The following is a 21,582-nucleotide window of genomic DNA, read 5'->3' on the forward strand; positions in this document are numbered from 1 at the left end:
GCCGACGGCGATCTTGCGACCTTCAGGTCGCATCGCGAGCCCCGTGCCGAGCGTAGATTTGCGCGCGGGGCCGAGGGGAGGGACGCGGCGTAAACGCCGCTCGGGATGCGATGGCGGTTCCGGGTCCCGGATCGCCTTCGGCGTCCGGGATGACAGCCCACACTTGTCATCCCGGACGGCGAAGCCGATCCGGGACCCATATGTGGACGGCCCCTGGTCTGCAAGAGGGTCGAGCCGGCTCATCGAGATCGCCTGCACCCATATGTCCGACCTGTTCGCGCGGCCCGAGGGCCGCTGGCCAAGATGGGTTACGCTTGATCGGGCGCCGAACATACCCGCGATTTCATCGCGCCATTGGGTCCCGCGGCTTGGCCCGATCATCGACGTGTCGATGGTCCACCTCTCGTTCCTGCAGGTCACGCCCTCGCTTGTCGGCCCCGGAGGGCACGGCGGGCGGCGGGCGTCTCGGGCGCGCCGGGGCGGCCGCAGGTGCGGCCGGCCGGCGCGAAACGGGGTGCGGCGGCGCTCACGCCGCGGCCTCCAGCGGCTCGAGGGCCGGGCCGTGATCGCGGTCGAAGCGCGCGCCGGAGGCGAGGAGCTTCCACAGGATCCGCGCCACCCGGTTGGCCAGCGCGACCGCGACCTCCTTGAACTTCTTCTTGGGCAGGAGCCGCGCCGCCCAGGCGACGAGCCGCCCGCCGCCGCAGGCCTCCTCGCCGCGGCGCTTCACCTGCTGGAGCAGCGCCGTCGCCGCGCAGACGAGATCGGCCCTGAGCGCCATGTCGCCCGCGCGGGTGATGGCGCCGAGGCGCTGCCTGTTGGCGGTGGTGTGGTCGCGCGGAGTGAGCCCGAGCCAGCCGGCGAAGGCGCGTCCCGAGCGGAAGCGCCGCGGATCGCCCACCGCCACCATCGTGCGCCAGGCCACGACCGGGCCGACGCAGGGCACCTCCATCAGCCGGCGGCAGGCCTCGCTCGCCCGCGCCGCCTTCACGAGCGCGGCCTCCGCGGCCGCGACCCGCGGGCCGAGGCGCTCCCATTCGTCGGCGAGATCCTCGAAGACGAGCCGCGCGTGCGTCGGCAGGTCCGTGCGGGCGAGGATCTCGCCGAGGATCGTGGGGATGTATCGGGCGCCCTGCGGAGCCACGATCCCGAGCTCGGCGGCGTAGCCGCGAACGCGGTTGCCGATCTCGGTTCGGCGCGCCTGGAGCGCCCGCCGGTGGTCGACGAGCATGGCGGCCGCCTGCTGCGCCTCGCTCTTGATCGGCACGAAGGTCGTGTCCGGCTCCCGCACGGCCCGGCAGATCGCCCGGGCGTCGGCGGCGTCGTTCTTGTTGCGCCCGACGAAGGGCTTGGCGAGCTGGGGCGGCACGATGCGCGCGTCGTGGCCCATGGCGACGAGCTCGCGCGCGAGAAGGTGCGCGCCCCGGCACGCCTCGATCCCGATCAGCGTCGGCGCAAGCGCCGAAAGCTTCTTCTTCATCCGCGCCGGCGTCCCGCTCTCGCGCCAGACCTCCCGGCCCGACGCGTCCGCGCCGGACACCGCGAAATGAGCCTTGGACGTGTCGATGCCGATCGCGCTAAACTCCTTCATGGACGGTCCCTCCCTCAGATCGAGCTGCAGATACTCCATCTTGGCACACAGATGCCGCCGGGTGGGGCCGTCCACACCAACATACCCGCCGACGGCGATCTTGCGACCTTCAGGTCGCATCGCGAGCCCCGTGCCGAGCCGAAAAGAGGGCGGGACCGAGGGGAGGGACACGGCGTCGACGCCGCTCGGGATGCGATGGCGGTTCCGGGTCCCGGATCGCCTTCGGCGTCCGGGATGACAGCCCACACTTGTCATCCCGGACGGCGAAGCCGATCCGGGACCCATACCCGCCGACGGCGATCTTGCGACCTTCAGGTCGCATCGCGAGCCCCGTGCCGAGCGTAGATTTGCGCGCGGGACCGAGGGGAGGGACGCGGCGTAAACGCCGCTCGGGATGCGATGGCGGTTCTGGGTCCCGGATCGCCTTCGGCGTCCGGGATGACAGCGGTAGGTCCGCTCATCATCCCGGCACGATCGCCCGCAGGCCGTAGACCAGGGCCATGAAGACGGCGCCCCCGACGACGTAGAGCCCGAGAAACCAGGCGATCCGGCGCATCCGTTCGCTCATCAATGGTACCCGCTCTCCTCGAGGTCCTCGGCGACCTTGCCGCGGAAGACCCAATAGACGTAGGCCGTGTAGCCGAGCATCACCGGCAGGACGACGGAGAAGCCCACCAGCGCGAAGAGCTGGCTGTTCACCGTGTTCGCCGCCTCCCAGATCGTGATCGTCGGCGGGACGATGTAGGGGAAGAGGCTCACGCCGAGCCCGAGGAAACCCAGCAGGAAGAGCGCGATGGAGAGGAAGAACGGCGCGTAGTGCCGCTCGTTCACGAGCGCCCGCCAGACGCCGAAGGCGACGAGGGCGGTGAGCAGCGGGATCGGCGCGAGATAGTAGATGTTCGGCGTCGAGAACCAGCGCTCCTCGATCTCCACGCCGAGGAACGGCACCCACACCGACACCACCGCCATGGCGACCACCGAGCCGAGGAGATAGCGGTAGGCCTTGCGCCGCGCCCACATCTCGAGCTCGCCCGTGGTCTTCATCACCACCCAGGTCGCGCCGAGCAGGCCGTAGCCGGCGACGAGGCCCACCCCCGTCATCATCGCGAACGGCGTCGCCCAGTCGAAGGTGCCGCCGGCGAACTCGCGGCCGACCACCGTGAAGCCCTGGACGAAGGTGCCGAGCACGACGCCCTGCGCGAAGGTCGCCACCAGAGAGCCGTAGTGGAACGACGCGTCCCAGAGGAACTTCGAGGCGTCGGCCTTGAAGCGGAACTCGAAGGCGACGCCGCGGAAGATCAGCGCCAGCAGCATGACGATGATGGGCACATAGAGCGCCGGCATCAGCACGGCGTAGGCCAGGTGGAACACGGCGAACAGCCCGCCGCCGCCGAGGATCAGCCAGGTCTCGTTCCCGTCCCAGATCGGCGCGACCGAGATCATCATCCGGTCGCGCCAGTTCTCCCGCTGCGCCGGGCGGAACAGGATCCCGACCCCGAGATCGAAGCCGTCCATGATCACGTACATGATCACCGCGACCGCGATCAGCCCCGCCCAGATCAGCGGCAGCCACAGGGCGAGCCCCTCGAGACCCTCGGCATATCCGAACATGGTTCGCTCTCCCGTCTCGTGGTCACTCGGCTGGGGTGCGGTCGCGGTCGCGCGCGCGCTCGCGCCCGACGTCGCCCTTGGGCAGGCGCTCCTCCGCGGCGGAGAAGGGCCGCTTCGGGCGCTCGGCGAGGGACCCGCCGGGCATGACCTCGTGCTCGTCAGGCCCGCGGCGCAGGAGCTTGACGAGGTAGTAGGTCCCCGCCGTGAAGATGATCGCGTAGACCACGACGAAGGCGATCAGCGACGTCGCGACCGCGCCGGTCGTCACCGGCGAGACCGCGTCGATCGTGCGCATGAGGCCGTAGACCACGTAGGGCTGGCGGCCGATCTCGGCGGTGAACCACCCGGTGAGCACCGCGATGAAGCCCGACGGCAGCATGGCGACGCAGGTCCACAGGAAGGCGGGGCTGTCGTAGAGCCGGCCCCTGAGCCTCAGCCAGATCGACCAGGCGCCGACGAACAGCATCAGGAAGCCGATCGCGACCATGACGCGGAAGGAATAGAACACCGGCCAGATCGGCGGACGCATCTCGGGCGGCACCTCCTTCAGCCCCGGCACGACGCCGTCGAGCGAGTGGGTGAGGATGAGCGAGCCGAGCTTGGGAATGCCGATCTCGAACCTGTTCTCCTCGGCCTCCTCGTCGGGGATGGCGAACAGAAGCAGCGGCGCGCCGGCCTGCGTCTCCCAGTTCCCCTCCATGGCGGCGAGCTTGGTCGGCTGGTAGGCCAAGACGTTGAGCCCGTGCAGGTCGCCGAGGAAGATCTGGACCGGGGCGAAGATCGCGGCGAAGGCGGTCGCCATGGACAGCGAGCGGCGCGCGCCCTCCATGCGCAGCGTCTGGCCCATCTCCCGCCCGCGCCGGCGCCCGCGCAGCAGCATGTAGGCCGACATGCCCGCCACCGCGAAGGCGGTGGTGAGATAGGCCGCCATCACCATGTGGCTGAAGCGGTTGAGGAAGGAGGGGTTGAAGACGACCTCGAACCAGTTCACCGGAACGGCGACGCCGTTCTGGATCTCGTGGCCCGCCGGCGTCTGCATCCAGGAATTCGCCGACAGGATCCAGAAGGCCGAGAGCAGCGTGCCGAGCGCCACCATGCAGGTGGCGAAGAAGTGCAGCCGGTCGCCGACCCGGTTCCAGCCGAACAGCATGATGCCGAGGAAGGCCGCCTCGAGGAAGAAGGCGGTGATCACCTCGTAGGCGATCACGGGGCCGAGCACGTTGCCGGTGAAGTCCGAATAGCCCGACCAGTTGGTGCCGAACTGGTAGGACATCACCACCCCGGACACGACGCCGAGCCCGAAGGAGATCGCGAACACCTTCACCCAGAACTTGTAGAGGTTCTTGAAGACCGGGTTTCCGGTCTTCAGCCAGCGGAACTCGAGCGCCGCGAGCCAGCTCGCGAGCCCGATCGTGAAGGCGGGAAAGATGATGTGGAACGCCACCGTGAACGCGAACTGGATTCGCGACAGCATGAAGGCGTCGAGTTCCATGGGTCGAACCCTCGTTCGGACGGCGCGTCGGGGATACGACGCGCGCAGGCGGACGCGGCGCGTCGTGGCCGCGGGTCGAATGCGCGGCCAACGTCACGCGGAAGGCGGCGGTTCCTGGGGGCGAGGCGCGGCGGTCGGACGCGCGACCGAATGGGGGAGGGGCGCTTTCCGAAGCGGCGATTTGCGTTTTGCCGCGTTCTGCCCCATCTGAGGGCGGCCACCCCGCATCACCGAAGCCGTATCCTCGATGACCGACGCCGTACGCCCCGCCGCCGCCGATCCCGTGTCGGCGCGCCGCACCTTCGCCATCATCTCGCACCCGGACGCGGGCAAGACCACGCTGACCGAGAAGCTGCTGCTCTTCGGCGGCGCGATTCAGCTCGCCGGCGAGGTGAAGGCCAAGCGCAACCGCGTCTCCACGCGCTCGGACTGGATGTCGATCGAGAAGAGCCGCGGCATCTCCGTCGTCACCTCGGTGATGACGTTCGAGTACGGCGGCCACGTCTTCAACCTGCTCGACACGCCGGGCCACGAGGACTTCTCGGAGGACACGTACCGCACGCTCACCGCCGTCGATTCGGCCGTGATGGTGATCGACGCGGCCAAGGGCATCGAGGCGCGCACGCGCAAGCTCTTCGAGGTCTGCCGGCTTCGCGACATCCCGATCGTCACCTTCGTCAACAAGATGGACCGCGAGACCCGCGACCCGTTCGACCTCCTCGACGAGATCGAGAAGACGCTCGCCCTCGACACCGCGCCCGTGACCTGGCCGATCGGCCGCGGGCGCTCCTTCGCCGGCACCTACGATCTCGCGGCGAGCACCGTGCGCCGGCTGGACGAGGAGGCGGTCCCGACCCCCGTCTCGGGGCCCGACGACCCGCTCTTCGACGAGCTCCTGCCCGATCCGGCCGAGCGCGCGGCCTTCCGCGAGGAGGTCGAGCTCGCCCGCGAGGGGCTGAACACGTTCGATCTCGGCGCCTTCCGCGAGGGGCACCTGACGCCGGTCTTCTTCGGCTCGGCGCTGCGGAACTTCGGCGTGCGCGACCTGATCGACTCGCTCGGCGCCGTCGCCCCGCCGCCCCGCGCGCAGGAGGCGGACGGGCGCGCGGTGGAGGCGACCGAGCCGAAGATGACGGGCTTCGTCTTCAAGATCCAGGCGAACATGGACCCGAACCACCGCGACCGCATCGCCTTCATGCGGGTGTGCTCGGGCCGGCTCCAGCGCGGCATGAAGGCGAAGCTCGTGCGCACGGGCAAGCCGATCACGCTGTCGGCGCCGCAATTCTTCTTCGCCCAGGATCGCGCGGTGGCCGACGAAGCCTATGCCGGCGACGTGGTCGGCATCCCCAACCACGGGACCCTGCGCATCGGCGACACGCTCACCGAGGGCGAGGAGCTGATCTTCCGCGGGGTGCCCTCGTTCGCGCCCGAGATCATGCGCCGCGTGAAGCTCTCCGACGCCATGAAGGCGAAGAAGCTGCGCGAGGCGCTCCAGCAGCTGGCCGAGGAGGGCGTCGTCCAGCTCTTCGTGCCGCACGACGGCTCGGGCGCCATCGTCGGCGTGGTGGGCGCGCTGCAGCTCGACGTGCTCAAGGAGCGGCTGCAGGCGGAATACTCTCTGCCGATCGACTACGAGCAGACCCGCTTCTCCGTCTGCCGCTGGATCGAGAGCGAGGACGAGAAGACGCTCGACGAGTTCATGACCGCCAACCGCTCGGCCATGGCGGACGATCTCGACGGCGCCCCCGTGTTCCTCGCGCCTTCGCCCTTCTCGCTGCGTTACGACGAGGAGCGCTGGCCGCAGATCCGCTTCACCGACGTGAAGGACTATCAGAAGAAGGCCGGGTGAGGCGGGGAGGAGCAGCGCCGACGCACTCCCCTCTCCCTCGTGGAGAGGGGTTGGCGGTGAGGGGCCTACAGGACGTGCGCGCCGTTGATGCCGTGCGGGTCCGTCGCCATCGAGTACGTCTTGCGACGATGCTTGGTCGAGCAGCCCCGGTGGAGAGGGGCGCCGGGCAGGGCTCGGCCGGATGTCGGGACGGGTGCCAGCGCGTCATGACGGGCGAGATCGTTCTGATCGCCCCTCACCCCGGGTCCCTCTCCACGAGCGAGAGGGGAGAGCCCGCGTCGCGCCTCTGCCAGCAGCGTCACCGCCCCGTCGGCGTCACCATCCCGTCCACCGCCGCCGTGATCCGGCTCCAGTGCCCGAGGGCCGCGCGGGGGAGGCGGACCTGCACGTCGAGGCCGGCGCGGCGGATCTCGGCGAGGCAAGGAAGGCGCACGCCCTCCGCCGCCGCGCCGTCGAGGCAGCGCGCGGCGAAGGCGCGGCCTTGCGGCGGCGCGAGGAAGAGCGCCTCGCCCGCATAAGGGGAGCTCGGCTCGAAGACGCGGCGCACGAGGCCGTCGGCGGTGGACTCGGCCCCGGGCAGCAGGAAGCGATTGTACAGGAGAGCCGGCCGGTCGGAGGGCGCCGGCGCGTCGTCCGCCGGCTGGATCGCGAGGCCGATCGCGAGGTCGTGCGGGATCGTGTCGCGGTCGAGGAGCTCGCGCAGGGGCGCCTCGAGCGCGAGCCGCGCCACCGGACGCCCGCCATGCGGCTCGATCAGCCAGGCCCGCGGGACGACGAGGGTGCGGTCGGCGAGCGCGACCGCGACCGTCCCGGAGATCGCGACCGGCGCCGGCGCGATCAGCATGCGCGACCATAGGGCGAGCGCCGCGAGGCCGGCGGCGATGGCGAGCATCAGGAAGGCGGCGGGCAGGCCGATGCGGCGCCAGCGGATCGGCTGCGGATCGGCGGTGAGCGCGGCGGCGCGGGGCATCGGCGGCTCCTCGGTGCCAGCGGGCGACGTTAACCCTTTTCCCGCTTCGTGCTTAACGATCGGTAAAAGCCGGGGCAGGATCGCCGTGCCGGCCCGGGACGGGCCGGTGAGCGGAGACGCGCATGAGCCTCGACCCGGCTTCGGCCTCGGCCCTGCAGGCCCTGATCCTCGGTTTCGCCTTCGCGGGCCTGCTGGCGAGCGCCTTCGAGCTCGTCACGCGCACGCGGGCGAGCTTCTCGCTGCTCGAGCGCGGGGCCGTGGTGGCGATGGCGAGCCTGCCGATGCTGGTCTTCTGCGCCCCCTTCATCATCCTGCGCAACACCGTGCGCGGGCGCCGCTTCGAGCGCCGGCCCATCCCCTTCGTGATGATCGCGACCTGCATCGCAGGCTTCTGGAGCCTGGTGGCCGGCCGCGTGCTGCTGAACGGAATCGGGCTCGTGATGGGCGCCTGACCCGGGGAGGCGGCGGCCTCAGTGCCGCGTGCCTGTCGCCCGCTGCGGCTCCGCGCTCGGGATCGCGATCACCCGGCCGACGGCGTCCGGCCGCGGCAGGCGCGCATGGGCCGAGCGCATCACCTCGAGATTGCCGCGGATCTCCTCCGGGAAGGGCGTCACACGCTTCGTCGTCAGGTCGACGTGCAGCGACAGCATCTCGCAGGTCGCGGCCGTCCAGCCCTCGCTGGCGTGCCGCGCCTCCATGTAGACGTGGAAGCGCTTCTCGTCCGTGTCGAGCAGCTGCAGGGTCACGCGCACGGCGTCGCCGGCCTTCAGCTCGCGCCGGTAGAGCACGTGCGCCTCCGCGGCGAAGAACGAGGCCTTCTTCTCCGCCACGTAGTCGGGCCCCAGGCCGGCGAGCCCGAAGGCCTCGTCCAGCGTGCGGTCGAACAGCACGTGGTAATAGGCGAGGTTCATGTGGCCGTTGTAGTCGATCCACGCGTCCTCGACCCGCATCGTCGACGAGACGAACGGCGCGAAGAAGAAGATCGGTGTCGGCGCATCGTCGCCCACGTGTCCCTCCGGAGTCCTGCCGGGAAGAGGGTGCCGAATCGGCGCGCGCACGTCCAGTGCGCGACACGGTAAAATCGGTTTAGGCTCTGCGGTTTCATCCCGATCGGGCGATTTGCGCGGATGTTCCCGGGGCGCGACCTCTGTTAGATTCGTGTTGATCCCGATCCGATCGCGTCCGAAGCACCGAGGCCGTCATGAACGCTCCGCATCCCGTCCCGAGATCGCGCCCCGCGCCCGACGCGCTCGCGGCCGTGCTCGCGCGGCTCGCGGAGCGGTTCGGCGCCCGCGCCTCGACCGCCGGCGCCGTCCGCGAGCAGCATGCGAGCACGCTCACCTGGGCCGCCAACGAACCCCCGGACGCCGTCGTCTTCCCCGAGACGACGGAGGAGGTGGCCGAGATCGTGCGCCTGTGCGCGGAGCACCGCGTGCCGATCATCCCCTTCGGCACGGGCTCGTCGCTGGAGGGCCACGTCAACGCGCCCTTCGGCGGCGTCTCTGTCGACACGAGCCGGATGAACGCGATCCTGGCCGTGCACGCCGAGGATCTCGACTGCGTCGTCCAGCCGGGCGTGACCCGCAAGCAGCTGAACGCCCATCTTCGCGATCAGGGCCTGTTCTTCCCCATCGACCCCGGCGCCGACGCCTCGCTCGGCGGCATGGTCGCGACCCGCGCGTCCGGCACCAACGCCGTGCGCTACGGCACGATGAAGGACAACGTCGTGGCGCTCACCGCCGTGACGCCCGACGGCGCGATCGTGCGCACCTCCCGGCGCGCCCGCAAGTCGAGCGCGGGCTACGACCTCACGCGCCTCCTCGTCGGCTCGGAGGGGACGCTCGGGATCGTCACCGAGATCACCTTGAAGCTCCACGGGATTCCCGAGGCGATCTCGGGGGGCGTCTGCGCCTTTCCGAGCGTGCGCGCCGCCTGCGAGGCGACGATCCTGGCGATCCAGTCCGGCATCCCCGTCGCACGCATCGAGCTCCTCGACGCGGCGCAGGTGCGCGCCTGCAACGCCTATTCGAAGCTCTCCCTCGCGGAGGCGCCGACGCTCTTCGTCGAGTTCCACGGCACCGAGGCCGGCGTGCGCGAGCAGGCGGAGCGCTTCGGCGAGATCGCCGAGGAACTCGGCGGCGGACCCTTCGCCTGGGCCACCGAGGCGGAGGAGCGCTCGCGGCTGTGGCAGGCGCGGCACGATTCGTACTGGGCCGCGCTGAGCCTCAGGCCCGGCACCAAGGGCGTCGCCACCGACGTCTGCGTCCCGATCTCGCGCCTCGCCGACTGCGTCGAGGAGACCATCGCCGACGCCGACGCCTCGGGGCTCGTCGCGCCCATCGTCGGGCATGTGGGCGACGGCAATTTCCACGTCCTGCCGCTCGTCGACATCGACGACGCCGACGAGGTCGCCCGCGCCAAGGCCTTCGTCGACCGGCTGGTGGAGCGCGCGCTCGCCATGGAGGGCACCTGCACCGGCGAGCACGGCGTCGGCCAGAAGAAGATGCGCTATCTCGAGGCCGAGCACGGCCCGGCCGCGCTGGAATTGATGCGTGCGATCAAACGTGCCATCGATCCGCACGACATCATGAACCCCGGCAAGGTCGTGGCGCCGGTATGAGCCGGGTGCGACCGAGAGAAGGGTCTTACCGTCTTGCGTGACATCCTGACCGCGCTCGCGGGTCTCGTCATCGTCCTGCTCACGGCGGCGCTCGTCGCGCCGCCGCTGATCGATTGGGACCTGCGCCGCGCGGAGGTCGAGGCGGCCCTGTCGCGCGCCGCCGGCGCGCCGATCGAGACCGCGGGACCGATCGAGGTGCGGCTCCTGCCCTCGCCGCGGCTCGGCGTCGGCCGGCTGGTGATCGGCGGGTCGGGCGAGGACGCGGCCGCTCTCGTCGCCGACGACGTGGTGGCCGAGATCGAGCTCGCGCCGCTGCTGCGCGGGCAGGTGCGCTTCTCCGCGGGCTATGCCGCGGACGCGCAGATCCGCATCCCCACGCGGGGCGATGCGGGGTTGCGGCTTCCCGGCGCGCTCGCGCCCGGCGCCGAGACCGCGACGACCTTCGCCTTCGAGGACCTGCGCACGGACGCGCTCACGATCGTCGCCGTCTCCCCCGAGATGGGGGCGCGGCGCTGGCTCACGCTCGACGACGTGCGGCTCTCGGCCGACGCGCTCGGGGGGCCGTACCGCATCGACGGCGTCGCCGACGGCCTGTCGTTCCGGCTGGTGACGGGCCGCTTCGACGCCGATGGCGCGATGCCGATGCGCTTCCTCGCGGGCGAGGAGGGTCCCGTGCGCTTCGACGCCGAGGCGGCGTTGACGCTGACGGATGCGGGCGGCGGCTTCTTCGCCGCCGCGCTCGCGGGCGAGGGGCGGATGATCGTCGCGCCGCCCGAGCCCGACGCGGCGCCGATGGTGGTGGAGACCGGCTTCGAGACCGCGCCGGGCGGCGTCGCGCTCGCCGATCTCTCCATCGAGACCGGCGACGCCGCCACGGGCGCGCGGCTCGAGGGCTCGGGCTTCGTGCGGCTCGACGACCCGCGCGTTCGGCTCGCGCTGACGAGCCGGCGCATCGTCGCCGAGCGCATGCTGGAAAGCCCGCTCGGGCGCGCGCTGACCGCCACGGCCCAGGGCGCGCTGCCGGTCCCGGTCGCGCTCGACCTCACGGTGGACAGCTTGTCGGTGCTCGGCGAGGAGATCGCCGGCGTGCGCCTCGACGTCGTCGCCGACGGCGACACGCTCGCGGTGCGCGAGGCGACCGCGACCCTGCCGGGCGAGGCCGCGCTCGGCTTTCTCGGCGAGGTCGCGCTGGAGGACCCGCCCGTGGTCGACGGCCGGGTCTCGCTGAACGTCGCCGACAGCGCCCGGCTCGCCCGCTTCCTGCGCCGCGCCGGGCTGGACGGGCCCGGTCTCGGCCTGCTCGACGGCCAGCCGATCGACCTGAACGCGGACATCGTGCTCCGCCGGGATCTCGTCGCGCTCTCGGACCTGCGCCTCGCCGCCGGCGACGCCGCGCTCACCGGCGCGCTGCGCTACCAGCCGGGCGAGGCCGGCGCGCGTCCCACGCTCGAGGCGCAGATCGCCGCCGACGGGCTCGACGTCGCGCGCCTGCCGCAGCTCTCCGCGCTCGCGGACCTGCCGTCCGAGCTCGACGTCGCGCTGATCATCGACGCCGAGGACGTGCGCTTCGAGGGGCTGGAGGGCGCGGGCCGCATCCAGGCCCGGCTCGAATCGCGCGGGGAGGGGATCCTCGTCGACACGCTGGAGATCTCCGACCTCGCCGGCGCCGACGTCTCCGTGTCGGGACGCATCGACGAGGACGGGGCGGGGCGGATCGAAGGCCGCCTGCAGGCGGTGGAGGCCGAGCCGCTGATCGCGCTTCTCGGGCGCGTCGCCTTCGGCGACGCCGTCGACGTCATTCCCGCCTTCATCCGCGAGGGCGGCCTCGACGTCGCGCTCACCGTCGAGCGCTTCGCGGACGCGGCGAACGGGGCGCAGCCCGGCCTGCGCACCGCGATCGAGGGCACGGCCGCGGGCGGGCCGATCTCGGCGCAATGGCTCACGCTCGACGGGCGGACCGAGCGGCTCGAGGTCGAGCTCTCCACCGACGACACCCGGCGCTGGCTCGACGTGGAGAGCCCGCTCGTCGCGGGGGAGCCCTCGCTGGTCACCCTCACCCTCGGCCGCAGCGGGCCGGACCGCTTCGTCGCCCGCATCGCCGGCGAGATGGCGGGCCTGCGCCTGTCGACGCCGCGCCCGCTCGCCCTCGACGCCATCGACTTCTCGCCGCTCGACGGCGAGATCGTGCTCGCGAGCGCGGACGTCCGCCCGGCCCTGGCGCTCCTCGGTGGGAGGGTGGCTGCGGACGAGCCGGTCCCGGCGAACCTGCGCGCCTCGCTCTCCCGCGAGGGGCTCGAGACGACGCTGCAGGCCGGCGGCACGGTCGCCGGCCAGAGCGTGCGCGCGGACCTGACCTGGCCGCTCGGCGGCGATCCGCAGGGGGAGATCCGGCTCGAGCGCCTGTCGCTGCCCTGGCTCGCCGAGACGCTCGCCATCGGCGACGTGCTCGAGGCCGAGCGCGATACGCTCTGGTCGCGCGAGGCCTTCGCGGCGCTCGGCCGGCCGCTGGAGCGCGGCGGCGCCACCGTCACCGTGGACGCGCTGGCGCTGGGACGCGGCTACGTCGCGCGCGAGGCCCGCTTCGGCCTCGCCCTGACCCGCGACGGCTTCACGATCACCGGCCTCGAGGGCGCGTTCGCCGACGGGCGGATCGCGGCGGACCTCACCCTGCGCCGGCCGACGGCCGAGCAGGCCTCCATCGTCGGCGAGGCGTCCCTGGCGGACCTCGCCCTCTCCGAGATCGCGCCGGAGCTCGCCATCGACGGCCGGCTGACCGGCACGGTGGATTTCGGCGGCGTCGGCGGCAGCGTGGCCGAGGTGGTGGGCGCGCTGGCGGGAGAGGGCCGGGTGACGATCGCCGACCTCGTCGTGCCCGGCGCCGATCCGGGCGCCATCGGCAGGGGCCTCGAGCGCGCGCTTCGGGAGGAGGACCCGCTCGGCGGCCGGCGGATCGACACCTTCGTCGGCGCGGCGCTCGACGAGGCGCCGTTCCGCGCGCAGGCGGTCGAGGCGCCGGCGACCCTGGTCTCGGGCGTCTTGAATCTCTCGCCGGTGCGGGTCGACGCGGACGGCGCGCAAGGGGCCGCTGGCGGGTTCGAGGGCGTCGCGGCGCTCGACCTGCGCTCGCTCACCCTCGACATCCGGGGCTTCCTGCGCTCGCCCGCCGCGCCGCAGGGCTGGGAGGGGCCCGATCCGATGATCGGCTACGCGCTCGCGGGGCCGATCGGCGGCCTCGCGCGCACGATCGACGTCGGCCCGCTCACCAACGGCATCGCCGCCATCGTGCTCCAGCGCGAGCTCGCGCGCATCGAGGCGTTCGAGCGCGAGGCGAGCGAGCGCCAGCGCCGGATCGACCAGGCGCGGATGCTGGAGCTGCGCCGCGAGCGCGCCGAGGCCTGGCGCGAGGAGGTCGCCCGCCGCCGCGCCGAGGAGATCCGCCGCCGCGGCGCCGTCGAGCAGAGCCGCCGGGAGGCCGAGGCCCGCTCCGTCGAGGCCCTCGCCGAGGAGCGCGTGCGCCGGGCGGCGGAGGCCGAGCGGCTTCGGCTGGAGGAGGAGGCGCGCCGGGCGGCGGAGGCCGAGCGGCTCCGGTCGGAGGAGGAGGCGCGCCGGGCGGCGGAGGAAGCCGAGCAGGAGCCGCCTCCGGCCGAGGACGCCCGGCCCGCCGAGGCGCCGGCGCTGCCGACCTTCGATCAGGACGCCATCCGGCGCATCATCGAGAACGGCGGGCCGCCGACCCCCGCGCCGACACTCTGAGAGAGCGGCCGCGCGGCGCGACGGCCTTGCCTCGGGGTCCCGCGCACCCCACATCACCGGAACGAGAACGAGGCGCGCGCCCCGGGGCGGCCTTGGCCGCCCGCGTCCGCCGCGGCATGCGCCGCGCGCGTTTGACCTCGCGCGCCCTCGGGTTTAAAGCCAGAGCGCAAGATTTGCCCCCGCTCGCGCGGCGAGACGGGCGCGCTCGCTGATCAAAGGATGACCGTATGGCGAAAGAGGAGCTGATCACCTTCGAGGGCATCGTGACCGAGGTTCTCCCCGATGCCAAGTTTCGGGTCGAGCTCGAGAACGGCCACGAGGTGATCGCCTACACCGCCGGCAAGATGCGCAAGTTCCGCATCAAGACCATCGCCGGCGACCGCGTCACCGTCGAGATGTCCCCCTACGACCTCGACAAGGGACGTCTCGTGTTCCGCCACAAGGACGACCGCGGCCCGATCGGCCCCCGCCCGGGCGGCTCGCGCCCCGGCGGCCCGCGCCGCCGCTGAGCCGCGCCCGCGCCGCCGGCCCCCGAGGGGAGTGGCGGCGCGGCCGAAAGGCTCGTTTCCCGGCGCCCCCGCGGCGTGCTACCAAACGGCATGCGTCAGCCCGTCCTGCCAGAGCCGCTCAGCGATAGCCTCGACGACCTCGCCCGCGATCCGCCGGCCGGCGCGAGCGACCTTCGCGCGCGCCTCGTCCCGGCGCTCCGCGCGGCGATCGACGAGGGCCTCGCCCGCGAGGACGCCCGCCTCGTCGCCGAAGCGAACGGTCTCGCCTGCGCGAGCCGCATCTGCACCCTGATGGACGGCGTGGTGCGCACCGCCTTCGAGGCCGTGACGCGCCACCTCTACCCGCTCGAGAACCCCTCGACGGGCGAGCGCCTCGCCCTCGTCGCGACCGGCGGCTACGGCCGCGGCACGCTCGCGCCGGGCTCCGACGTCGATCTCCTGTTCCTCCTGCCCTACAAGCAGACCGCCTGGGGCGAGAGCGTGGTCGAATCCATGCTCTACATCCTCTGGGACCTGAAGCTGAAGGTCGGCCACGCCACGCGCTCGGTGGACGAGTGCATCCGCGAGGCGCGGGCGGACATGACGATCCGCACGGCCCTGCTCGAGACGCGCCTGCTGCTCGGCGACGAGGCGCTCTATTCCGAGCTCCAGCGGCGCTTCGACGCCGAGGTGGTGGAGGGTACGGCGGCCGAGTTCGTCGACGCCAAGCTGCGCGAGCGCGACCGCCGGGTGAGCCGCGTCGGCGCCTCGCGCTACCTCGTCGAGCCGAACGTCAAGGACGGCAAGGGCGGCCTGCGCGACCTGCACACCCTGTTCTGGATCGGCAAGTACGTCTACCGCGTGCGCGACCCCAAGGAGCTCGTCGCCGCGGGGCTGTTCTCCCCGGAGGAGGCGCGGCTCTTCGCGCGCTGCGAGGAATTCCTCTGGCGCGTGCGCTGCCACATGCATTTCGTCACCGGCCGCGCCGAGGAGCGGCTGACCTTCGACCTCCAGCCGAAGGTCGCCGCGCGCATCGACTATTCCGATCGCGTCGGTCTCTCCCAGGTCGAGCGCTTCATGAAGGCCTACTTCCTGCGCGCCAAGGACGTGGGCGATCTCACCGCCATCGTCTGCGCCGCCATGGAAGCGCGCCACGCCAAGCCCAAGCCGATGCTCGACCGCGTCATCGGCTCGTTCCGCCGGCCCAAGCCCAAGCGCCTGCAATCGGGGGACTTCGTCGTCGAGAACGCGCGCATCACGGTCAAGGACGAGGAGGTCTTCGCCAAGGACCCGGTCAACCTGATCGCGCTCTACTGGCACGCGGACCGCAACGACGTCGCGATCCATCCCGACGCGAGCCGCCTCGCCAGCCGCTGCCTGAAGCTGATCGGCACCGAGGTGCGTCGGGATCCGCGGGCGAACAAGCTCTTCCTCGAGATCCTCACCTCGAAGAACGCGCCCGAGAGCGTGCTGCGGCGCATGAACGAATCCGGCGTGCTCGGTCGCTTCGTGCCGGATTTCGGGCGGATCGTGGCGATGATGCAGTTCAACATGTATCATCACTACACGGTCGACGAGCACCTGATCCGCTCCATCGGCCGGCTCGCCGATCTCGAGGCCGGCCGGCTCGACGCCGACCATCCGCTGTCGCATCGCATCATCCACTCCGTCCAGCACCGGCGCGCGCTCTACGTCGCGCTCTTCCTGCACGACATCGCCAAGGGCCGGCAGGAGGACCATTCCATCGCCGGCGCCCGCATCGCCCGCAAGGTCGGGCCGCGGCTCGGCCTGACGCCGGCGGAGGTCGAGACGGTGGCGTGGCTGGTCGAGCACCACCTGCTCATGTCCACCATCGCCCAGAGCCGCGATCTCTCCGACCCGCGCACGATCCAGGACTTCGCGGGCGTCGTGCAGACCATGGAGCGGCTGAAGCTCCTCCTCCTCCTCACGGTCTGCGACATCGGCGCGGTGGGACCCGGGGTCTGGACCGGCTGGAAGGGCGAGCTCCTGCGCACGCTCTACTACGAGACGGAGATGGTGCTGGGCGGCGCGGCCGGCGACGTCGAGCGGCCCCAGCGCATCCGCATCGCCCAGGAGGATCTGCGCGCCGAGCTGGGGGACTGGTCCGACGAGGCGGTCGAGACCTACGCCGCACGCCATTATCCGTCCTACTGGCTCAAGGTCGACCTGCGCTACCGCGTCAAGCACGCGCGCTTCATCCGCGAGGCGGAGCGCGCCGGCAAGACGGTGTCCGTCTCCTACGAGACCGACGCCTTCCGCGGCGTGACCGAGTTCACCGTCCTCTCGCCGGACCACCCGCGGCTGCTCGCCATCCTCACCGGCGCCTGCGCCGCGGCGGGCGGCAACATCGTCGACGCCGCGATCTTCACCACCGCCGACGGCTTGGCGCTCGACACGATCTTCGTCTCGCGCGCCTTCGACCAGGACGAGGACGAGCTGCGCCGGGCCGAGCGCGTGGCGCGCTCCATCGAGAAGGCGCTCAAGGGCGAGGTGAAGATCGCCGACCTCGTCGACGGCCGCCGCCAGCCGCGCGAGCGCACGAAGCCCTTCGACGTCGTGCCGGAGGTGATCATCGACAACACCTTGTCCTCGCGGCAGACGGTGCTCGAGATCACCGGGCTCGACCGGCCGGGGCTGCTCTACGACCTCACGACGGCGCTCGGCAAGCTCAACCTCAACATCGCCTCCGCCCACATCGCCACCTTCGGCGAGAAGGTGGTGGACGTGTTCTACGTCACCGATCTCACCGGCGGCAAGGTCGTCCAGGCCTCGCGCCAGAGCGCCATCCGCAAGGCGGTGATGGAGGTGCTCGCGCGCGATCGGGCCGGGCGGGCGAAGGACGCCGCGAAGGAGCCGGCCGCCGCGCGCGCTTGATTCATCGCGCTCGCGCCCTGATATGAGGGCCGAGTTCACCCGTTCCGACGATCAGCCGAATCGAGCCTCATGACCAACGACACCTCCCGTCCCGAGAATCCTGCCGAGAACGCCGACACCGCCCCGGGCGAGGGCGGCACGGACGAGCTCGCCCGCGTCGACGCGACCGCGGCCGCGGCCCATCCGCTCGACGCGGCGGCCGCCGCCCACGCCGTCGAGGGCACGCCGGAGGCGCGCCTCGCCGAGGTCGAGGCCGAGCGCGACGCGCTCAAGGACAAGCTCCTGCGCGCCCTCGCCGACCTCGAGAACGTGCGCCGCCGGGCCGAGCGCGAGGTCGCCGACGCGCGGACCTACGCCAAGACCAACTTCGCCCGCGACATGCTCACCGTGGCCGACAACGTGCGCCGCGCGCTGGAGAGCCTCGGCGACGCCCGCGAGGGCATGGAAGGCCCGGCGAAGACTCTGGTGGAAGGCATCGAGCTCACCGAGCGCGATCTGCTCCACACGCTCGAGCGCCACGGCGTGAGGAAGATCGACCCGCAGGGCGAGAAGTTCGATCCGAACCTGCACCAGGCCATGTTCGAGATCCCGAACCCGGACGTGCCCAACGGCACCGTCGTCCAGGTCGTCCAGACCGGCTACGTCATCGGCGAGCGCTGCCTGCGGCCCGCGATGGTCGGGGTGTCGAAGGGCGGTCCGAAGCCGGCGAACGGCGAGGGCTGAGGCGGCGTACGCCGCCGCCGTCCACAGCCCCGTCGCCCCTCTCCCCTCGACACCCGGCTCCCTAAAACGGATAAGGAACGTCGGCGGATCGGGACGCGGGGGAGACGATGGCGGTTCTCAAGGACGTGGGCTTCGTTCACCTCCACGCGCACTCGTCCTACTCGCTGCTCGAGGGCGCTCTGCAGATCGGCGCGCTCTCCAAGCTCGCGCTCGCCGACCGCCAGCCGGCGCTGGCGCTGACCGACACGAACAACCTGTTCGGCGCGCTGGAATTCTCCGAGAAGCTGTCGGGGGCCGGCATCCAGCCGATCGCGGGCGTGCAGCTCACCACCTGCTTCGAGGAGCCGGACCCGGCCCAGCGCCAGGGCCCCGCCGCGCTCGCCGGCGGGATCGCCAACCTCGTGCTGCTGGCGCAGACCGAGGAGGGCTTCCGCAACCTCATGCGGCTCGTCACGCGCGGCTATTTCGATGGGGCGCTCGGTGCGAGCCCGCAGGTCTCGCTCGCGGCGCTCGCCGATCACGCCGAGGGCGTGATCGCGCTCACCGGCGGGCTCACCGGCCCCCTCGACCGGGCCTTCGCCTCCGGCCGCGCCGAGCTCGCCGGCAAGCGGCTTTCGGCGCTGGAGGCGATCTACGGCGAGCGGCTCTACGTCGAGATCCAGCGCCACGGGCTCGAGGAGGAGCGTGCGGTGGAGGGCGCGCTGATCGCGCTCGCCGACGAGCGCGGCCTGCCGCTGGTCGCGACGAACGAGCCCTTCTTCGCAGGTGAGAACGACTACGAGGCCCACGACGCGCTCCTCGCAGTGGCCGAGGGCCAGGTCGTCGCCAACACGGATCGGCGCCGGCTCTCGCCGGAGCACCGCTTCAAGACCCGCGCCGAGATGCAGGCGCTCTTCGCCGACCTGCCGGACGCGCTCGCCAACACCGTCGAGGTGGCGATGCGCTGCTCGTACCGGGTGACGACGCGAAAGCCCATCCTGCCGCGCTTCACCGCTGACGTGGAGGGCGTCGACGGCGAGGAGGCCGAGGGGCTCGAGCTCGAGCGCCAGGCCAAGGAGGGGCTCGCCGCGCGGCTCGCGGCGCACGGCCCGGCGCCGGGCACGACGGAGCAGGACTACCACGACCGGCTCGACTTCGAGCTCGGCATCATCCGGCGGATGAAGTTCCCCGGCTACTTCCTCATCGTCGCCGACTTCATCAAGTGGGCCAAGGACCACGACATCCCCGTCGGCCCGGGCCGCGGCTCGGGCGCGGGCTCGCTGGTGGCCTGGTCTCTGACCATCACCGACATCGACCCGCTGCGCTTCGGTCTGCTGTTCGAGCGCTTCCTCAATCCCGAGCGCGTCTCGATGCCGGATTTCGACATCGACTTCTGCGTCGACGGCCGCGAGGACGTGATCCACTACGTGCAGCGCCGCTACGGCGAACGCCAAGTGGCGCAGATCATCACCTTCGGCACGCTGCTCGCCCGCGGCGTCTTGCGCGACGTCGGCCGGGCGCTCGCCATGCCCTTCGGGCAGGTGGACAAGCTCTGCAAGCTCGTGCCGCAAAACCCGGCGAAGCCCGTCACCCTCGAGCAGGCCATCGAGGACGAGCCGCGCCTGCGCGAGGCGGCCGAGCAGGAGGAGGTGGTCGAGCGGCTCCTCGCCATCGCGCAGAAGCTGGAGGGCCTCCACCGCCACGCCTCGACGCACGCCGCCGGCGTCGTCATCGGCGACCGCCCGCTCCAGGAGCTCGTGCCGCTCTACCGAGACCCGAAGACGGGCATGCGGGTGACGCAGTACAACATGAAGTGGGTCGAGCAGGCGGGCCTCGTCAAGTTCGACTTCCTCGGCCTCAAGACGCTCACCGTGCTGCGCAACGCCGTCGACCTCCTTAAGGAACGCGGCGTCGCGGTCGATCTCTCCGGCCTGCCGCTCGACGACAAGACCACCTACGAGATGCTCGGGCGCGGCGAGACGGTGGGCGTGTTCCAGGTGGAATCGGCGGGCATGCGCAAGGCGCTCGTCGAGATGCGCGCCGACCGCATCGAGGACCTGATCGCGCTGGTCGCCCTCTACCGTCCGGGCCCGATGGCGAACATCCCGGTCTATTGCGCCCGCAAGCTCGGCAAGGGCGAGCCCGAGAGCGAATGGTACCCGCACCCCAAGCTCGCGCCGATCCTGCGCGAGACCTTCGGGATCATCGTGTACCAGGAGCAGGTGATGGAGGTGGCCAAGCTGCTGGCCGGCTACTCGCTCGGGGACGCCGACCTCCTGCGCCGCGCCATGGGCAAGAAGATCAAGGCGGAGATGGACAAGCAGCGCGTCCGCTTCGTCGACGGCTGCAAGGCGAACGGCATCGACGAGGCCAAGGCGGACGAGATCTTCGACCTGCTCGCCAAGTTCGCGGATTACGGCTTCAACAAGTCGCACGCCGCCGCCTACGCGGTCGTCTCCTACCAGACGGCCTACGTGAAGGCGAACCACCCGGTCGAGTTCCTGGCCGCGTCGATGAACCTCGACATCGACAACACGGACAAGCTCTCCGAATTCCGCCGGGAGGCGCAGCGCCTCGGCATCCGGGTGGAGCCGCCCTCGATCAACCGCTCGCAGGTGCGCTTCTCGGTGCACGAGGGCGCGATCCGCTACGCGCTCGCCGCGGTGAAGGGGGTCGGCCGCCAGGCCATGGAGTCGATCGTCGCCGCGCGCGGGGCGGAGCCGTTCAAGGACCTCGCCGATTTCGCCCGGCGCCTGCCGCCCAAGAGCGTCAACAAGCGCATCCTCGAGAACCTCGTCTGCGCCGGCGCCTTCGACGACCTCGAGCCCGACCGCGCCCGCGCCTTCGCCGCCATCGAGCCGATGCTCGCCCTCGCCGCCCAGGCGGCGGAGGCGGAGACGACCGGCATCGTCGACATGTTCGGCGGGCTCGCGGCGGCGGACGTGTCGCTGCGCGTGCCCGAGCACGAGCCGTGGACGGCGTCCGATCGGCTGCAGCGCGAATACGACGCGGTGGGCTTCTTCCTCTCGGGCCATCCGCTCGACGAATATGCCGAGCTGCTGGGCAAGCTGCGCGTCCAGCGCTGGACGGATTTCGTCCGCTCCGTGCGCGCCGGCGCCAATGTCGGGCGCCTCGCCGCCACCGTGCTCGACCGGCAGGAGCGGCGCACCAAGTCCGGCTCGAAGATGGGCATCCTGCAGCTCTCCGACCAGTCCGGGCATTTCGAGGCGATCGTCTTCTCCGAGGGCCTCCAGCGCTTCCGCGACGATCTGGAGCCGGGCGCGGCGGTGGTGCTCGTCGTCCAGGCGGGCGTCGAGGGCGAGGACGTGCGCGCGCGCATCAATGCGGTGGAGCCCCTCGACCAGGCCATCGCCAAGCACCAGAAGGGCATGCGCATCTACCTGCGCGACGACCGCCCCATCCGCTCCGTGCAGGAGCGGCTGAAGACGAAGGGCGAGGGCGAGGTCTCCCTCGTGCTGATCCTGAACGAGGGCGAGCAGGAGGTGGAGGTGAAGCTCCCCGGACGGTATCTGGCCACCCCGCAGATCGCGGGGGCGCTCAGGGCTGTGCCGGGGGTGGAGTGGGTGGAGATCAGTTGATACACTCAGTGG

Annotated in this window: 13 protein-coding genes; 8 read left to right on the forward strand and 5 right to left on the reverse strand. The window is 71.7% G+C overall.

Going from position 1 to position 21,582, the window contains the following annotated elements:
* Positions 1-526 precede the first annotated feature (526 nt).
* The 3 genes from ABL310_RS06015 to ABL310_RS06025 all read right to left on the reverse strand — a co-directional run bounded on the left by ABL310_RS06015 (position 527) and on the right by ABL310_RS06025 (position 4,694).
* A complete protein-coding gene (locus ABL310_RS06015) occupies positions 527-1,591 on the reverse strand; it encodes an IS110 family transposase (RefSeq protein WP_349370788.1) in 1,065 nt (354 codons plus the stop codon).
* Between the two features lie 567 nt (positions 1,592-2,158).
* Positions 2,159-3,202 (reverse strand): cytochrome d ubiquinol oxidase subunit II, encoded by a 1,044-nt coding sequence (gene cydB / locus ABL310_RS06020; protein WP_349370789.1) that lies wholly within the window; start codon positions 3,200-3,202, stop codon positions 2,159-2,161.
* Between the two features lie 22 nt (positions 3,203-3,224).
* Positions 3,225-4,694 carry a cytochrome ubiquinol oxidase subunit I gene (locus ABL310_RS06025; protein WP_349370790.1) on the reverse strand — a complete coding sequence of 490 codons (1,470 nt, stop codon included), beginning with the start codon at positions 4,692-4,694 and terminating at the stop codon, positions 3,225-3,227.
* A 247-nt stretch (positions 4,695-4,941) separates the two neighbouring features.
* Here ABL310_RS06025 and ABL310_RS06030 point away from each other — a divergent pair, with 247 nt between their 5' ends.
* On the forward strand, positions 4,942-6,543 hold the full coding sequence (locus ABL310_RS06030) for a peptide chain release factor 3 (RefSeq protein ID WP_349370791.1): 1,602 nt from the start codon (positions 4,942-4,944) through the stop codon (positions 6,541-6,543).
* A 298-nt stretch (positions 6,544-6,841) separates the two neighbouring features.
* On the opposite strand, the gene ABL310_RS06035 is transcribed toward ABL310_RS06030, so the two are convergent.
* Positions 6,842-7,513: a hypothetical protein gene (locus tag ABL310_RS06035; RefSeq protein ID WP_349370792.1), complete on the reverse strand. Its 672-nt coding sequence runs from the start codon at positions 7,511-7,513 to the stop codon at positions 6,842-6,844.
* Positions 7,514-7,635: 122 nt separating this feature from the next.
* Between ABL310_RS06035 and ABL310_RS06040 the strand changes: the two genes are divergently transcribed.
* Positions 7,636-7,965, forward strand: a complete 330-nt coding sequence (locus ABL310_RS06040; protein WP_349370793.1) for a DUF6949 family protein — start codon at positions 7,636-7,638, stop codon at positions 7,963-7,965.
* An 18-nt stretch (positions 7,966-7,983) separates the two neighbouring features.
* On the opposite strand, the gene ABL310_RS06045 is transcribed toward ABL310_RS06040, so the two are convergent.
* Positions 7,984-8,520: a thioesterase family protein gene (locus ABL310_RS06045; RefSeq protein WP_374730372.1), complete on the reverse strand. Its 537-nt coding sequence runs from the start codon at positions 8,518-8,520 to the stop codon at positions 7,984-7,986.
* Between the two features lie 194 nt (positions 8,521-8,714).
* On the opposite strand from ABL310_RS06045, the gene ABL310_RS06050 reads away from it, so the two are divergent.
* The 6 genes from ABL310_RS06050 to dnaE all read left to right on the forward strand — a co-directional run bounded on the left by ABL310_RS06050 (position 8,715) and on the right by dnaE (position 21,570).
* The gene (locus ABL310_RS06050; protein ID WP_349370794.1) at positions 8,715-10,133 is read left to right on the forward strand and encodes an FAD-linked oxidase C-terminal domain-containing protein; all 1,419 of its coding nucleotides are present in this window, start codon (positions 8,715-8,717) and stop codon (positions 10,131-10,133) included.
* Positions 10,134-10,166: 33 nt separating this feature from the next.
* Complete coding sequence (locus ABL310_RS06055) at positions 10,167-13,886, forward strand: AsmA-like C-terminal region-containing protein (protein WP_349370795.1); 3,720 nt, start codon at positions 10,167-10,169, stop codon at positions 13,884-13,886.
* 227 nt (positions 13,887-14,113) lie between these two features.
* Positions 14,114-14,395, forward strand: a complete 282-nt coding sequence (gene infA / locus ABL310_RS06060; protein ID WP_349370796.1) for a translation initiation factor IF-1 — start codon at positions 14,114-14,116, stop codon at positions 14,393-14,395.
* A gap of 90 nt (positions 14,396-14,485) precedes the next feature.
* The gene (locus ABL310_RS06065) at positions 14,486-17,269 is read left to right on the forward strand and encodes a [protein-PII] uridylyltransferase (protein ID WP_349370797.1); all 2,784 of its coding nucleotides are present in this window, start codon (positions 14,486-14,488) and stop codon (positions 17,267-17,269) included.
* Between the two features lie 69 nt (positions 17,270-17,338).
* Entirely contained in the window at positions 17,339-17,992 is a 654-nt protein-coding gene (grpE, locus tag ABL310_RS06070; RefSeq protein WP_349370798.1) for a nucleotide exchange factor GrpE, read from the forward strand.
* A 107-nt stretch (positions 17,993-18,099) separates the two neighbouring features.
* Positions 18,100-21,570 carry a DNA polymerase III subunit alpha gene (gene dnaE, locus ABL310_RS06075; RefSeq protein ID WP_349370799.1) on the forward strand — a complete coding sequence of 1,157 codons (3,471 nt, stop codon included), beginning with the start codon at positions 18,100-18,102 and terminating at the stop codon, positions 21,568-21,570.
* The last annotated feature ends 12 nt before the right edge of the window (positions 21,571-21,582 follow it).

The organism is Salinarimonas sp. (assembly GCF_040111675.1).
Classification (GTDB): Bacteria; Pseudomonadota; Alphaproteobacteria; order Rhizobiales; family Beijerinckiaceae; genus Salinarimonas.

Excerpts from the sequence above, each read along its gene's own strand:
- ABL310_RS06030 (WP_349370791.1), top strand. The coding sequence starts at position 4,942 with ATGACCGACGCCGTACGCCCCGCCGCCGCCGATCCCGTGTCGGCGCGC.
- ABL310_RS06040 (WP_349370793.1), top strand. The coding sequence starts at position 7,636 with ATGAGCCTCGACCCGGCTTCGGCCTCGGCCCTGCAGGCCCTGATCCTC.
- grpE (WP_349370798.1), top strand. The coding sequence starts at position 17,339 with ATGACCAACGACACCTCCCGTCCCGAGAATCCTGCCGAGAACGCCGAC.
- ABL310_RS06025 (WP_349370790.1), bottom strand. The coding sequence starts at position 4,694 with ATGGAACTCGACGCCTTCATGCTGTCGCGAATCCAGTTCGCGTTCACG.
- ABL310_RS06065 (WP_349370797.1), top strand. The coding sequence starts at position 14,486 with ATGCGTCAGCCCGTCCTGCCAGAGCCGCTCAGCGATAGCCTCGACGAC.
- dnaE (WP_349370799.1), top strand. The coding sequence starts at position 18,100 with ATGGCGGTTCTCAAGGACGTGGGCTTCGTTCACCTCCACGCGCACTCG.
- cydB (WP_349370789.1), bottom strand. The coding sequence starts at position 3,202 with ATGTTCGGATATGCCGAGGGTCTCGAGGGGCTCGCCCTGTGGCTGCCG.
- ABL310_RS06035 (WP_349370792.1), bottom strand. The coding sequence starts at position 7,513 with ATGCCCCGCGCCGCCGCGCTCACCGCCGATCCGCAGCCGATCCGCTGG.
- ABL310_RS06050 (WP_349370794.1), top strand. The coding sequence starts at position 8,715 with ATGAACGCTCCGCATCCCGTCCCGAGATCGCGCCCCGCGCCCGACGCG.
- infA (WP_349370796.1), top strand. The coding sequence starts at position 14,114 with ATGGCGAAAGAGGAGCTGATCACCTTCGAGGGCATCGTGACCGAGGTT.
- ABL310_RS06015 (WP_349370788.1), bottom strand. The coding sequence starts at position 1,591 with ATGAAGGAGTTTAGCGCGATCGGCATCGACACGTCCAAGGCTCATTTC.